General features: G+C 51.3%; 13 protein-coding genes. 7 read left to right on the top strand and 6 right to left on the bottom strand.

Annotated elements, in window-relative coordinates; translation table 11 throughout:
* The first annotated feature begins 33 nt into the window (after positions 1-33).
* The 3 genes from hrpA to FCS97_RS07915 are packed head-to-tail and all read left to right on the top strand — an operon-like array spanning position 34 to position 5,504.
* Entirely contained in the window at positions 34-3,927 is a 3,894-nt protein-coding gene (gene hrpA, locus FCS97_RS07925) for an ATP-dependent RNA helicase HrpA (protein WP_138517916.1), read from the top strand.
* A gap of 11 nt (positions 3,928-3,938) precedes the next feature.
* Positions 3,939-4,703: an EI24 domain-containing protein gene (locus FCS97_RS07920; protein ID WP_138517915.1), complete on the top strand. Its 765-nt coding sequence runs from the start codon at positions 3,939-3,941 to the stop codon at positions 4,701-4,703.
* 18 nt (positions 4,704-4,721) lie between these two features.
* Positions 4,722-5,504: a competence/damage-inducible protein A gene (locus tag FCS97_RS07915; protein ID WP_138517914.1), complete on the top strand. Its 783-nt coding sequence runs from the start codon at positions 4,722-4,724 to the stop codon at positions 5,502-5,504.
* A gap of 83 nt (positions 5,505-5,587) precedes the next feature.
* On the opposite strand, the gene FCS97_RS07910 is transcribed toward FCS97_RS07915, so the two are convergent.
* Positions 5,588-6,142 carry a phasin family protein gene (locus tag FCS97_RS07910; RefSeq protein WP_138518222.1) on the bottom strand — a complete coding sequence of 185 codons (555 nt, stop codon included), beginning with the start codon at positions 6,140-6,142 and terminating at the stop codon, positions 5,588-5,590.
* Between the two features lie 148 nt (positions 6,143-6,290).
* On the opposite strand from FCS97_RS07910, the gene FCS97_RS07905 reads away from it, so the two are divergent.
* Positions 6,291-7,259 carry a histone deacetylase family protein gene (locus FCS97_RS07905; protein ID WP_138517913.1) on the top strand — a complete coding sequence of 323 codons (969 nt, stop codon included), beginning with the start codon at positions 6,291-6,293 and terminating at the stop codon, positions 7,257-7,259.
* 136 nt (positions 7,260-7,395) lie between these two features.
* A complete protein-coding gene (locus FCS97_RS07900; protein WP_246066160.1) occupies positions 7,396-8,277 on the top strand; it encodes a serine hydrolase in 882 nt (293 codons plus the stop codon).
* A 2-nt stretch (positions 8,278-8,279) separates the two neighbouring features.
* Here FCS97_RS07900 and FCS97_RS07895 read toward each other — a convergent pair whose 3' ends face one another.
* Positions 8,280-9,080 carry an IclR family transcriptional regulator gene (locus tag FCS97_RS07895; RefSeq protein WP_138517912.1) on the bottom strand — a complete coding sequence of 267 codons (801 nt, stop codon included), beginning with the start codon at positions 9,078-9,080 and terminating at the stop codon, positions 8,280-8,282.
* A gap of 139 nt (positions 9,081-9,219) precedes the next feature.
* Here FCS97_RS07895 and FCS97_RS07890 point away from each other — a divergent pair, with 139 nt between their 5' ends.
* Positions 9,220-9,960 carry a (Fe-S)-binding protein gene (locus FCS97_RS07890; protein WP_138517911.1) on the top strand — a complete coding sequence of 247 codons (741 nt, stop codon included), beginning with the start codon at positions 9,220-9,222 and terminating at the stop codon, positions 9,958-9,960.
* A gap of 17 nt (positions 9,961-9,977) precedes the next feature.
* Positions 9,978-11,387, top strand: a complete 1,410-nt coding sequence (locus tag FCS97_RS07885; RefSeq protein ID WP_138517910.1) for a LutB/LldF family L-lactate oxidation iron-sulfur protein — start codon at positions 9,978-9,980, stop codon at positions 11,385-11,387.
* A gap of 3 nt (positions 11,388-11,390) precedes the next feature.
* On the opposite strand, the gene FCS97_RS07880 is transcribed toward FCS97_RS07885, so the two are convergent.
* The 4 genes from FCS97_RS07880 to FCS97_RS07865 all read right to left on the bottom strand — a co-directional run bounded on the left by FCS97_RS07880 (position 11,391) and on the right by FCS97_RS07865 (position 14,520).
* Complete coding sequence (locus FCS97_RS07880; RefSeq protein ID WP_138517909.1) at positions 11,391-12,440, bottom strand: quinone-dependent dihydroorotate dehydrogenase; 1,050 nt, start codon at positions 12,438-12,440, stop codon at positions 11,391-11,393.
* A 64-nt stretch (positions 12,441-12,504) separates the two neighbouring features.
* Positions 12,505-13,242, bottom strand: coding sequence for an arginyltransferase (locus tag FCS97_RS07875; RefSeq protein WP_138517908.1), 738 nt, complete (start codon positions 13,240-13,242; stop codon positions 12,505-12,507).
* Positions 13,229-13,957 (bottom strand): leucyl/phenylalanyl-tRNA--protein transferase, encoded by a 729-nt coding sequence (gene aat / locus FCS97_RS07870; RefSeq protein WP_138517907.1) that lies wholly within the window; start codon positions 13,955-13,957, stop codon positions 13,229-13,231. The genes FCS97_RS07875 and aat overlap by 14 nt, the downstream gene beginning before the upstream one ends.
* Positions 13,954-14,520 (bottom strand): NUDIX hydrolase, encoded by a 567-nt coding sequence (locus FCS97_RS07865; RefSeq protein ID WP_138517906.1) that lies wholly within the window; start codon positions 14,518-14,520, stop codon positions 13,954-13,956. The genes aat and FCS97_RS07865 overlap by 4 nt, the downstream gene beginning before the upstream one ends.
* Positions 14,521-14,693: the final 173 nt, after the last annotated feature.

The raw sequence follows: 14,693 nt of genomic DNA, 5'->3' as shown, positions 1-14,693 counted from the left end.
TTGATCGGAATTTGAACCCAATATTGGTCATTTGTGTTGTCAAAAGAACAAACCCTTCAGTCCTTGCCAGAAATTCGATACCCCGAAGAACTGCCGGTTTCCCAGCGTCGCGCTGAAATCAAACAGCTGATTGCAGCGCATCAGGTGGTCATCGTGTGTGGTGAAACCGGTTCTGGTAAAACCACACAGTTGCCAAAAATGTGCCTGGAGTTGGGGCGTGGGTTAAACGGGCAAAGCATTGTGCACACCCAACCACGACGCTTGGCTGCCACAGCAACCGCCAAACGCATTGCGCAAGAACTGAATTCCGAGCTTGGCCAGTGGGTGGGCTTTAAAATTCGCTTTCAAGACCAGTCGAATGCCAGTACAGCCGTAAAGCTGGTGACTGACGGTATTTTGTTGGCCGAAAGCCAGACAGACCCGCTGTTCAAGAAGTACGACACCATCATCATTGACGAGGCGCACGAGCGCAGCCTGAACATTGATTTCTTGTTGGGCTATTTGAAAGAGGTGCTCACCAAGCGACCCGATTTGAAGTTGATTGTGACGTCGGCCACCATCGACGCTGAACGTTTCTCCAAACACTTCGAAAACTCGGCGGGTCAACCGGCACCCGTCATTGAAGTGTCAGGCCGTTTGTATCCGGTTGAAGTCCGTTACAAAGACCCCAACGATTTCGACACCAGTCGCCGCAAGAATGCGCCAGTTAATCCGGCAGATGAAGTGGATGAAGATGCATTTCAAGCGGCAACGCTTGATGCTGTTGAAGAGTTGTGTCGCGAGGGGTCGGGCGACATTCTCATGTTTTTGCCCGGCGAGCGTGAAATTCGCGACATGGCGAATTTCCTGAGTAAAAACATGCGGCAAACGCTGGAAGTATTGCCCCTGTTTGCAAGGCTGACCGCGCAAGAGCAGGAGCGTATTTTCAAGCCCAGTGGGCGCCGGCGCATTGTGCTGTCCACCAACGTGGCGGAAACCTCGCTTACCGTACCAGGTATTCGCTATGTAATTGATTCCGGTGTGGCCCGTGTGAAGCGCTACAGCTACCGCAACAAAGTAGAAATGTTGCAGGTGGAGCGAATTTCCAAGGCTTCGGCCAACCAGCGGGCAGGGCGTTGCGGCAGGGTTGCCAACGGTGTGTGCATTCGTTTGTATGCTGAAGCAGACTTTGCAGGCCGTGCTGATTACACCGATCCTGAGATTCTTCGCTCATCTTTGGCCTCGGTTATTTTGCGGATGAAAAGCCTGCATTTGACTGAGGTGGAAGACTTTCCATTTTTGCAGCGCCCCATGGGACGGGCAATCGCTGATGGCTACCAATTGCTCAGCGAGTTGAATGCGCTTGACGATGCCGGGCATTTGACGAAAATCGGCCGTGCGCTGGCGAAGTTGCCGCTCGACCCCCGAATTGCTCGAATGCTGTTTGAAGCCAGCCAACGGGGCTGCCTGCGCGAGCTCTTGGTGCTGGCATCTGCACTGTCGATTCAAGACCCACGCGATCGTCCAATTGACGCACAAGAGGCTGCTGACAATGCCCAACAGCAGTTTGATGACACCGAATCAGATTTCATGTCGTTTCTGAAGTTATGGAAGTTTTATATTGATTTAAAAGAAAAAGAACTGACGAACCGTGAAATGAAGAACACGCTTCAGCGCAAATTTTTGTCAGCGAACCGCCTGCGGGAATGGAGCGAAGTTCACCAGCAGCTGACTGCCATGGTGAAAGATCAAAAGTGGGTTTTGAACACCAAGGCCGCGGAATACGATCAAATTCACATGGCACTGATGGCGGGTTTGTTGGGCAATATCGGGCTGAAACATGAAACGGACCCGATTTACCTGGGTGCACGCAGCATCAAATTTTCAGTCCACCCAGGATCGAATCTGTTCAAGAAAGGCGGCAAGTGGATCATGGCCGCAGAGCTGGTGGAAACCACCCGTTTGTATGCCCGTAGCGTCGCGAAAATTCAGCCTGACTGGATAGAGAAGGTTGGCGCACACTTGGTCAAGCGCAACCACAACAATCCCCATTGGGAAAAGGGTTCAGGCCAGGCGGTTGCCTTGGAAACAGGCACCATTTACGGTTTGCCAATCTATTCCCAGCGCCGCGTAAGTTTGGCGAGGTTTAATCAAGCCGATGCACGCAGGTTGATGATTCATGAAGGTTTGGTACCCGGGCAGGTAAAAACCAATGTGCCTTTTTATGTGCACAACCGCAAGTTGATCGAAGACCTTGAGAAGCTGGAGCACAAGGCACGCCGCCAGGATATTTTGGTGGACGAAGCGCTGATTGCCCAGTTCTACGACGACAAACTGCCGGCGGGTGTGTACAACCAGCAAACCCTTGAAAACTGGGCCAAACAAGCCAGCAAGGAAGACTTGGCTGCCTTGTACCTGAACAAGCAAGACTTGCTGAGCAAAAAGGCAGGGGACATCACGACCGAGTTTTATCCCAAGAAGCTGGAAATGGGCGGTTTGGCCTTTGATTTGAGTTATCACTTTGAACCCGGAAGCCCGCGCGACGGCGTTACGCTAACCATTCCCTTGATGTTGCTGAACCAGGTGAACGCAGGCCGCACGGAATGGCTTGTGCCCGGCATGTTGAAAGAAAAAGCCTTGTTGTTGCTGAAAAGCTTGCCGCAAAAGTTGCGCCGGCATTGTGTGCCTGTGCCCCAATTTGCCGAGAAGTTTGCTGAGGCACACTTCGATTCCAGCCTGTATGACAAACCACTTCTTGAACGCCTTCGTGATTTCGTGGCCAGTGAAACACCAGCCCGTCCTTTGCTGAGCGATTTCCGAATTGAAACCCTGCCGCCCCATCATTTCATGAATTTCAAATTGCTCGACGAACATGGTCGCCAGCTGGACATGCAGCGCAGTTTGTCGGCCTTGAAGGCAGAATGGGGGCGCAAAGCACAGGAAAGTTTTAAAAGCTCGGACGTGGTGGAGCAGGTTCGCGCCCAGGTGGGTGGGCAGTTGGGTGGTATCGGTCAGCCTGCCTCGCCAAAAAAACCATCCTCGAATTCAGCCAGTGTATCCGCATCATCCGGCGCAACTGCCTTCAGTGATCAGCCCATTGTTGACTGGAGCTTCGGCAATTTGCCGGACATGCTGGAAATCAAGCGTGGCGGACAGACTTTTTTCGGCTACCCAGCCTTGAAAGACATGGGCGACCATTGCATTGTGGAAGTGTTCGATGAAGAAGACATTGCCCGCAAGGTGCACCTGGACGGCGTACTACGCCTGTTCAATATCGCGCTGAAAGAGCCCTTGAAGTACCTGACCAAGAACCTGCTCGATTTTCAAAAAGTGGCCATGTTGTACATGCCCCTGGGGTCATCCGAGGAGCTTCAACAGCAGTGGATCAAACTGACCTTGATGCGCAGTGCACTGGCCGCTGGCTTGCCCACCACGCAAGATGAGTTCAACGGCAAGGCCCAAGAAGCACGCAGCCGAATGAATTTAATTGCTCAGGAAATTGGAAAAATTCTTCTAATTATTCTCAATGAATACAATGTACTGAATAAAAAACTTCAAGCTTTCTCGAAGTCATTTCCAGAGTGCGTTGCTGACATTCAAAACCAGTTGAACTGGCTACTTCCCAAAGGATTCTTGCTGAAAAAGCCCTGGGAGCAACTGACCCATTACCCGCGTTACTTGAAAGCGGCGCAGATTCGTCTTGAGCGGGTGCGCAATTCAGTCGACCGGGACAAGCAGTTGATGAAAGATGTCATGGATCTTCAATTACACTGGGTCCGTGCCAGTTCACAATTGAAGGGCCAGGAAGATGAAAGCCTGAACCAGTTTGCCTGGCAGCTTCAAGAACTTCGGGTGTCGCTGTTTGCCCAAGAACTTCGTACGCCGATGCCAGTTTCCGTCAAGCGCTTACAAAAGGCTTGGGAAACCATGGCAAGGCGACAACAATAAAGGGAAGCTCTATGAACAACGCAATGTCCATTCTGTTTAATGCGCTTGTGGATTCGTTTCGTCCAAAAATGCTGATGTTGACTTTGGTGTCGGTGGCCATCGCATCCGTATTCTGGTTGGTGGTTATTTGGCTGTCGATCGACCCTTTGGTCGGTGCGGCCACTTGGGCCTTGGGTTATCTGGGTTTTGATTTCTCGGCTGACGCCTTGGCCACTGATGCAGCTTTCATGGGATGGCTGAAGTTCATATTGGTGCCACTGGCCGTCTTTGGCCTGTTGTGGCCCATTGTTGCAACTTCTGCGGTCTTGCTGGCTGGTTTGTACGTCACGCCGCCGGTGGTCAACTACCTCACAGAAAAGGAATTTCAAGGAATTGAAAAGAAGGGCGACTCCGGCATGGTGATGAGCTTGTGGGTTACTTTGAAGGCGGTCGTGATTTTTCTTGTTGCCTGGATTGCCACGCTGCCTTTGTGGTTGATCCCCGGCATGGCCTTTGTATTGCCCATTTTGCTCACCGCCTATTTGTTGATGGCGGTGATGCGTTTTGACTCCCTGGCTGGGCATGCGACAAAGCTTGAAATCAAGGAAATCAAAAAGCGGGACAGCACATCGGCTTGGCTCATTGGTTTGGTGTGCGCATTCTTGAGTTTTATTCCTCCCATTTTGTTGATCATGCCGGTAATGTCCGCATTGGCTTTCACCCGACACTACATGGCATCCCTGGCGCAAATTCGAGACGACAAAGTGATCGACATGCCGGTGATTGAATCCAACTAAACACGCAAGAGCACAAACATGGCAGTACCCAAAATTGGCCTCATTGTGGTGGGCGACGAAATTTTGTCGGGCTTAAGGCAAGACAAACACATTCCAGCTGTAATTGAACGTTTGACCGCTCGAGGATTGCACTTGTCCTGGGTTCAAATGGTGGGCGACGACCGTGAATTTTTAACCGACACATTGAAACGGTCTTTCGCAAGCAACCATATCGTACTTAGCTGCGGCGGTATTGGTGGAACACCCGATGACCACACCAGACAAGCGGCAGCCCAGGCTTTGGGTGTGCCCGTAGTTCGCCACGCAGGTGCGGTGGATTTAATTCGCCAGCGTTGCGAAGAAAGCGGGCAACCCTTGGATGAGTTTCGCCTGCGAATGGCTGATTTCCCGGCTGGTGCAAGCCTGATTCCAAACCCCTACAATCGCATTGCCGGTTTTACAGTGGCTCAACACCATTTCGTTCCAGGTTTTCCTGTGATGGCTTGGCCCATGATCGAATGGGTACTGGACACGCTTTATCCACAATTTCATCACCAAGAGCTTGAATACAAAAAAGCCCTGTTGCTATTCAACACACCAGAGGCACGAATAACACCAGTGATGGAGCAGCTTGAAGCCACTTACCCAGCGTGCAAGCTATACAGCCTGCCCAGTGTGGGCGACAACAAATTGGCGCGACACATTGAACTGGGTGTAAAAGCCAGGGGCGATTTTGGAAAAAAGGAAGTGGTATCGACTGCGTTCACCGAGCTGGTGAAGATTCTGGAAAATATGTGTTGTGAGTTTGAGTTAATCAAATAAAAAAAAGCCTGCCACAAAAGAGGGCAGGCTTTGAGAATTCGTTCCAGGAGGAACGAGGAGACATCTTTACAAACAAAACAGAATTAAGCTGCTTTGCGGGCCTTGGTCGTGGCTGTGTTGGTGGCCTTGATAGTTGCCTTGGTTGCGGCTTCTACGTTGGCTTCTGCCATTTCAACAGCTTGTTTTGTGGCCTTGCTTACGCTGTCGTAAGCGGTGTTTGCTGCGGTAATTGCTGATTTCATCAGTGCAACTGCACTTTCTGAACCGGCAGGCGCATTCTTGCTGGCTGATTCAAACAGCTCAACGAATTTCTTGTTGTTCTCAGACACTTGCTCTTCAACCAGCTTGGCCGCTTCAGAAGCGATGCCAGAAGACAGGGAGTACAGGTCTTTGCTGTAAGACACAGCCTTTTCAGACAAAGGTTGAGTCACTGATGTTGATACCGCTACAAATTCTTGAATGTCTTTAGCTGAAGACAAGGCTTTCACGGCTTCAACGCTATCTTCCATGTAAGCTTTAACGGCGTTAAGATTCAGCTCAACTACCTTTTCAACGTTGCTGAACGATTGCTGGCTAAGGCCCAGGATCTTTTCAAGGTTGGCTTTTTGCACATCAAGGAATTGTTCGGGGGTCATCATCATAGTTTGCTCCGTCAGGTTTCGTACCACTTGGGTTGTTTTCGACACCGTTTGATGCGGTGCACAAAATGAATTCTACCAAAAAAAATCTGCATGTCAACAAAAATGTTGCAACGCAATAAATTGACTTCGTTCTGTTGTATTAATCATGATTGAAGCGTTTTACACCGATGAATTTGTACTTCCTTTGCCTCCCGGGCACCGCTTTCCCATGGAAAAGTATCGAATTCTCCGTAACAAAGTAAATACAAGCGACTGTTTTATAAAGCTTTCGGTGCCGGAGTCTGCAAGCCCTGGGCAGTTGGCTCTGGTCCATTGCCCGCATTACATCAAACGTGTTGAAACTGGCAGTCTTTCCAGAGATGAACAGCGAGACATCGGTTTTCCCTGGTCCGAGCGGATGGTTGAGCGCTCTAGACGATCGGTGGGTGCCACGGTGGCGGCAGTTCGAAGTGCGCTGCAGCACGGTGCCTCAGTCAACCTGGCAGGAGGAACCCATCACGCCAAGCGTGACAAAGGCGGGGGCTTTTGTGTATTCAATGATTTGGCAGTGGCTGCGCGCGTTTATCAGACGGACGGGATCGCGCGGTTGAATTCAAGCCCGTTCAGGTCGATTTCTGCCAATAAGGGAAACAGAGCATTGGTAATTGATCTGGATGTGCACCAGGGCGACGGTACCGCGGCCATCCTGGAAAATGATTCCAGCGTATTCACTTTTTCAATGCACGGTGAGAAAAATTATCCCTTCCAAAAAGAGAAAAGTGATCTGGACATTGAATTGCCTGATGGAACAGGGGATGTGGAATATCTTACGCAGCTTGAAAAGTCCTTGATCCAGATTGAGCAATGTTTCAAGCCCGACCTGGTGTTGTACGTCGCTGGGCTTGATGTGCATCAAGCCGATCGATTGGGAAAGCTGGCCCTCAGCGACGAAGGCATTGTACTGCGAGACCAAATGGTCTTGTCTTGGGCTCAACAATACGATTTACCGGTGGCTGCGGTCATGGCGGGTGGGTATTTTCCAGACCTTGAACATTTGACCGATCTGCAACTTGGGGTGATCAAGCGTTTGGTCAGCTATGGCAAACACCATCAAAGCCGATCAAAACTATGCTGAACGGGTAGATTTAAGAAATCGCTCGAATTAAAGGACTTAAAACCCTGTTATCACTCGATCTGGTACCTTGGCGCCCAATACAATTGTGCGTAGAATTCAACAAAACATTCGTTTGAATAATAAAAGACAAAACACCATGATCTACAAAGCATTACTTGGTTCAACACTTCTTGCTTTTTCCATGGTGTTCAGCCCCGTGGTTCAAGCAGCGCCTGGTCAAACTGAGCGGGCACACCTGAAACAGGCACACGATCCGCTTTCCTTGAACAGTTCAGTGGCTTTGGTCGCCGATGCCGATTCACTCGAGGTGCTTTACGCCAAGAATCCCTCGGCTGTGCTTCCCATTGCATCGATTACCAAGATCATGACGGTAGTGGTCACGCTTGAGGCAGGGCTTGATCTTGATGAAGTAATTACCATCACCACCGACGACATCGATTACTACAAAAATACCCGCTCGCGCCTGAAGCCCGGCAGCGAGTTTACTCGCCGCGAGCTCATTCATCTGGCACTGATGGCCTCTGAAAACCGTGCGGCCTCTGCACTTGGTCGCAGCTACCCCGGGGGCCTTGCTGCGTGCGTGGCACAGATGAACCGCCGTGCGGCTTCGCTGAGAATGTTCAATACCAACTTTGCTGAAACCACAGGTTTGTCAGTCGAAAACAAGTCGAGCGCGAATGATTTGGCCCGCATGGTACTTCATGCCCAACGCTTTCCCCTGATTCGCCAGTTTTCAACCGATCCTCAATTTTCAGTTCAGTCCAGCAAAGGTCAGTTGAATTTCAGGAATACCAACCGCCTGATCAAAAACAAAGAGTGGGATATTCAGGTTCAGAAAACTGGTTTTATCAATGAAGCAGGGCGTTGCCTGGTGATGAAGGCGAGGGTAGGCGATCGCAACCTCGTGATCGTATTACTCGATGCCCTGGGCTCCCAGGCCCGGTTTGCCGATGCTGAACGTATTCGTGAATACGTCATGGCCGTGGCACCCAGTACTGCTGCTTACGCTACCAAATAAGATTACAGCCTGAATCGACCGCTGGGTGGGGTTACCCGCCCTTGCCATCCCAGTGATGCACTGATTCGCTGTGCGGTGTGCATCAGCTCTTGAAGCCAGTCTTCCTGAATTCGGTCTGCTGGTGCAGAAATAGACAAACCTGCAATCAGTTTCGACGAATCGTCGTAAATGCCCGCGGCCATGCAACGAACACCCATCTCAAGTTCTTCGTTGTCGCGCGCGAACCCTTCTGTTCTTACCAGCAGCAGTTCTTTCTCCAGCTTTTCAAGTGTAGTCAAGCTGTTCAAAGTGGTGCCGCGCAAAGTGGTTCTGTCCGCGTACAACTTCAGGTTTTCTGGTGATTCATTGGCAAGAAAAAGCTTGCCGGTCGAAGTAAGGTGCAAGGGGGCACGGCCACCGATGGCACGCACCACCTGCATGCCGGAGCGCTCACTGTAAGCGCGGTCCACATACACAATTTCATCACCCTGGCGAACGGAAAGGTTGACTGTTTGGCCAGTCAGGCGGTGCAGTTTGCGCATTAGTTCAAGCGCTGCATCACGCACGTTCAATCGCGCTTTTACCAGGTTACCAAGCTCGAGCAGTCGCATACCCAGGCGGTATAAGCCGGGGTCGGTACGGTCAACCAGCCTGCAAGCCACCAGGTCATTCAAAATTCGGTGCGCCGTGGAAGGGTGCAGCTTGGTGTCGCGGGCCAAGTCTTTCAATGCTACGGGATCTTGGTGTTCAGCCAGGGCATCCAACAACTGCATCATTCGCTCAATCACCTGAATACTGGTGCGTCCAATTGACTCTTCGCTCATACGGGGTAGTTCCTTTTCATGCAGTGAGAAGTTTAAACCATATTGTGAAATACGTCACTCGTTATGGTTATCACTACTGGCCGGAAAGCGGCGTGCTGCATACACTTGACGGGTTTTCTGACACTTTTGGGGAAATGTCTTGCGCGTCGGTTTGTTTGTTACCTGCCTTGTGGATTCCATGCGGCCCTCCATCGGTTTTTCAACCATTGAGTTGCTGGAGTCAGCGGGTTGCGAGGTGGTTGTGCCTCAAGCCCAGACCTGTTGTGGTCAGCCGGCCTGGAATTCGGGCGACCTGGACAGTACCCACAAGCTGGCTCAAAAATGGTTGACCGAATTCGAGCAGTTTGATTACGTAGTGGCCCCATCGGGTTCTTGCGCAGGCATGACAAAAACCCACTACACGGAAGTGTTCAAGAACGACCCCGACTTGAAAATGCGTGCCGCAAGATTGGCTGCGCGCACCTATGAACTCACCGATTTTCTGGTGAACGTGTTGGGCGTAGACAAGGTCAAACTTGACGTCAGCGAACTAAAACAGATCACCTACCACGACTCTTGCAGTGGGCTTCGCGAGTTGGGTGTGCAAAAGCAACCCCGTACCCTGATTGGAAAAATGGGGGGTGTTGAAATTGTTGAAATGAAAGACAGCCGGCAGTGCTGCGGTTTTGGCGGCACTTTTGCCTTGAAGTATGGAGAGGTGTCCAGCGCAATTTGCACCGACAAATGTGAGCAGGTGCAAGCCACTGGCGCACAGGCCGTGGTGCTTGGCGACTTGGGTTGTATGTTGAATATTGAGGGTCGTTTGCGCCGCATGGGAGATAACACACAGGTGTTGCATGTGGCCGAATTGCTCACGGGCCGCAAGCCCGGTCAAATTTAAAGTGGGGCAGTAACACCATGCAAGTACAAAGCATGTTTTTCGAGCGCAAGGCCAGCGAGAAGCTGAACGACCCGCGTTTGCAGGAAAACCTGAAACGTTTGTCTTCAAAGTTTGTGAATGCAAGGGCCACCAGTATTCTGGAGTTGGAAGACTTTGAAGGAACGCGTTCTGCGGCCGTAGAAATTCGCAACCGAAGCATCAAGAGTCTGGATGTGTGGCTTGAGTTGTTTGAGCAAAAAGCAGCCGAGACCGGCGCAAAGGTTTTGTTTGCACGCACGCCGCAAGAGGCAGCGCAACTGGTGGTGAAAATTGCCCAGAAGCACGGCGTGAAATCAGTGATCAAATCAAAGTCGATGGTGACTGAGGAAATGGCGCTGAACAAGGCGCTTGAGGCAGTCGATGTGAAGGTGCGAGAGACCGACCTGGGTGAATACATTCTTCAGATCAATGACAACGAGCGACCTAGCCACATCATCGCGCCTGTGGTGCACAAAGACAAAGAACAGGTGGCTGACCTGTTTGAAAAACATCACCACTTGCCCCGCAAAACCGACATTGCAGAGATGACCCGTGAGGCACGTGAAATTTTGCGTCCCCAGTTTTTGGCCGCCGACATGGGTGTCACAGGTGGCAACTTCATTATTGCGGAAACAGGCTCTGTGGCCTTGGTCACCAATGAAGGCAATGAGGGCATGTGTACCATCAACCCGCGCGTCCATGTGGCCATTACAGGCGTTGAGAAGGTGGTGCCAACCCTTGAAGACTTTGCCACTTTGATTCGCCTTCTGCCGCGCTCGGCAACGGGACAAAGTATTTCCAATTACGTGTCGCTGTTGACTGGCCCGAAGCGGGAAGGCGATCTGGATGGTCCCGAGCACATGTATTTCGTGATTCTGGATGGTGGCCGCACTGGTTTGCTGGGCGGGGAGTTCGAAGAGATGCTGCGCTGTATCAAATGCGGTGCATGCATGAACCATTGCCCTGTGTACCAAAAAATTGGTGGTCATGCCTACGGTTGGGTTTATCCGGGCCCTATGGGATCGGTTCTTACGCCCAGTTATACAGGCATTGAAAAAGCCCTTGATTTGCCACAGGCGGCCACCTTGTGTGGTGAGTGTCATGTGGTTTGTCCGGTAAAAATTCCACTCCCCGATTTGCTGCGCAAATTGCGTGAACAGCAATTCTCTCGAGGACTTCGTCCCTGGCAAGAAAAAGCAGCATTCAAGGTGTGGGCTTTTGTGGCGCAACGCCCAGCCTTGTACAGAATACTGTCACGCATTGGCATCAAAGCCATGGCCTGGTGGGGCAAACGCAAAGGTGGAATTCACAGCTTGCCCGGCGCCAGTGGCTGGACCGATCAACGTGATTTTCCAGTGCCCACTGGAGAAACCTTCTCGAATCTGTATCAGCAGCGCAAGAAGAAATAAATATTATTTTTTCAGCAGATGCGGTTTACAGTTCAAGCGTATGGTGGCTGCGCATTCAGTCACCAATTCGGGGCCTTTGTAAATAAGACCGGTGTAAATTTGCACCAGCTTTGCACCAGCACGAATTTTTTCCACGGCATGCTCGCCACTTGAAATTCCACCAACTCCGATAATTGGAATGTCATCGCCCAGTTCGGCGTACAAGCGTTTGATCACGTGTGTGGATTTTTCCAGCACCGGCTCGCCACTCAAGCCACCTTGTTCCTCGCCGTGCGGCAGGCTCGCCACGCTGGTTTTGTCGATTGTCGTGTTGGTTGCAATAACGCCGTCAAAGCCGAAATGGGTAAGCCGCTTGGCTATGGCGTCAATTTGCTCGTCATCCAGATCGGGGGCAATTTTCAAGGCCATGGGTTTGTAAAGGCCATGCTCATCAGCCAGTGCTTTTTGTTTTTCCTTCAACGAGCTCAGCAAAATATCTAGGCTGTCGCCGCCTTGCAGGTCGCGCAGGTTTTTCGTGTTTGGTGAGGAAATATTCACCGTGATGTATGTGGCATAGGGGTACACCGCTTCCAGTGCAGCCAAGTAATCGTCTGCTGCATTTTCAACTGGTGTGACCGCATTTTTTCCTATATTGATGCCCAGCACGCCTGGATAATTGCTGGCTTTCACATTGCGTATCAGTGTATCCACGCCTTCATTGTTAAAGCCCATTCGGTTAATCAATGCATTGGCTTTGGGCAGTCGAAAAAGGCGGGGCTGCGGGTTGCCCGGTTGTGGCTTCGGCGTTACTGTGCCCACTTCCAAAAAGCCAAAGCCCATCAATCCCAGTTCGCTGATGTAGGCTGCGTCCTTGTCCAGTCCGGCTGCCAAACCCACGCGGTTTGGGAAGTCGATACCCATCACTTTCACCGGGTCAGCCACCGCTTTGGGCGAAAAAAGTTTGAGCAAACCCAATTTGCGCAGCATTTGCAAATTGCTGAAAGTGACGTGGTGTGCTTTCTCAGGATCGAGAGAAAACAGGGCAGGGCGAACAAGCGAATAGGGCAGCAACATGGCAGTTCTTAAACACCAGTGATATGAACGTAACAGCCCGCATTGTAACGGGGAAACCGAGCTTCTATTTGTGCTTCGGCTCAGCCAAGGGCTGCCATGCATTGTCCTGAAGAACTTCGGCTGAGGAAAAGCGGGCTTTGTACGCCATTTTCTCGCTTTCCTTGATCCAGTAGCCCAAATACAGGTAGGGAAGCTCCAAGTCCCGGCATTGTTCAATTTGCCAAAGCACCCCGTAAACCCCCAGCCCACTTTGCTCTTCTGGATCGAAGAAAGTGTAAACAGACGACAGGCCATCAGTGAGAATGTCGATGATAGACACCATCACCAGTTTGCCTTCGGGGTTTCGAAACTCCACCAAACGCGAATTCACCCTTGTTTGCAGCAAAAATTGAGAATACTGCTCACGGCTGTCTTCATCCATGCCGCCACCATGGTGCCTTGCAGATTGGTATTTCAGGTACAGCGCATAGTGTTCAGAATTGAAATGCAGGCGCTGGACGCTGGGTTTCAGGTTTGAAAAAGCCTTCACGGTGCGCCGTTGGCTGCGATTGGTCTTGAATTGAGACACTTTCAGGCGCAGGGGTTTGCATGAATTGCAGCCGTCGCAATGGGGTTTGTAGGTGAACAGGCCGCTACGGCGAAAGCCCATGCGTACCAACTCGCTGTATACATCCGCATTGATCAAATGGCTTGGCGTGGCCACCTGTGACCTGGCCAGGCGATTGTCCAGGTAACTACAGGGATAAGGCGCAGTCGAATAAAACTGCAATGTAGAGAAGGGCAGTTCCTTAGGTCTGGTCATACGTCCATTTAAGTTCGCGAGGTTCCCAATTCAAGGCTGGCTGAACGATGGAATTCGCCATCTCAGTCTCAAACACCTTTCTGCTTACCGTGCGGGCACCCATGGACATCAAGTGTCCGGTGGCCTGCTGGCAATCAATTATGTGCACATTCTGTGACTTTAGCCAATACACAAAATGAGCGAAGGCCACTTTGGATGCATCGGTTTGCGTGGCAAACATGCTTTCACCGTACACCATTTTACCCAAAGCAACACAGTACAAGCCGCCAATTAATTGGCCGCTCTGCCAGTGCTCGACGGAGTGAGCCAAACCCCGTTTGTGAAGGGCTGTGTAAGCGCCTATTACCTCCTCGGTAATCCAGGTTCCATCTTGCCCGGGCCGAGGTGCGGCACAGGCCCGCATGACGTCTTCAAAGGCTGTGTTCAGGCGAATGGCGCTTCCCGGGGTGCCATTCATCTTGCGGATTGCTTTGGCCAAAGAGCGGTGTAGCTTGAATTCTGCGGTGTACAACACAGCTCGGGGGGAGGTACTCCACCAAAGCACAGGTTCCCCTTGAGAATACCAAGGGAAAATTCCGCGCGCGTAACTTGCTTCAAGCCAGTCCGCATTGATTTCCAGGCTGGCGGCAAGCAAGCCGGGCGGGTATTCAAGCGCGTGCGCCGTGTTTGGAAATTCGCCCGGGGAGTCCAGCCAGGGTATGGTGGTCTTTGTCATCCGGCCTTGAATTGCGAGTCAGCCCAGTCAGTGTGGTCGAATACATCGCCAGTGTGCAAGGTGTAGCGCCCGGCTTTCCGGTCTGCAAAAAACAGGGTCAGCGTTTTCGAGACGGTTTTAAATGCCAGCTCGTCCCATGGAATTTCTTCTTCGGAAAACAGTTTCACATCGAGGCTTTCCTCGCCCGCACTGAAGGTGGGGGTGGGCATCTCGGCGCGAAAAAAGATGTGAACCTGATCGGCGCGAATCACATCGAACATGGTGAACAAAGGCCCCAGTTTAATTTGGGCGCCAGCTTCTTCCCAGGTTTCGCGGGCAGCGCCCTGGTGGGTAGTCTCGTTCAGTTCCATGAATCCAGCAGGCAGTGTCCAAAAACCATGGCGGGGTTCAATGGCCCGTTTGCAAAGCAAAACCTTGCCTTCGTAGGTAGGAATGGTGCCGACTACAATTTTTGGGTTCACGTAGTGAATGGCCCCACACCCTGGGCAACAAGCCCGTTCCCGGTTGTCGCCAGCAGGAATTCGGAGTTCAAGCAGGGTGCCACATGCGCTGCAGTATTTCATTTGTTGTTTGCTTCTGTTTTTTTAAAAAAATCACTTGCAGTGTACCCGACAAATATGTGTATAATTCGGGCTGCTCGAATTGCTGAGGCAATGCAGGCAGAAGGCAAAAAGATTTAAAAGTTTTGTTTAAAAAGTGTCAGCAGCTTGTTGACAAGTTAAATGAAATAATTAAT

This window comes from Limnobacter alexandrii (assembly GCF_005871185.1).
Classification (GTDB): domain Bacteria; phylum Pseudomonadota; class Gammaproteobacteria; order Burkholderiales; family Burkholderiaceae_B; genus Limnobacter; species Limnobacter alexandrii.
The sequence above is the reverse complement of the archived record's forward strand: the minus strand, read 5'-3'. Positions and strand labels throughout refer to the sequence as shown.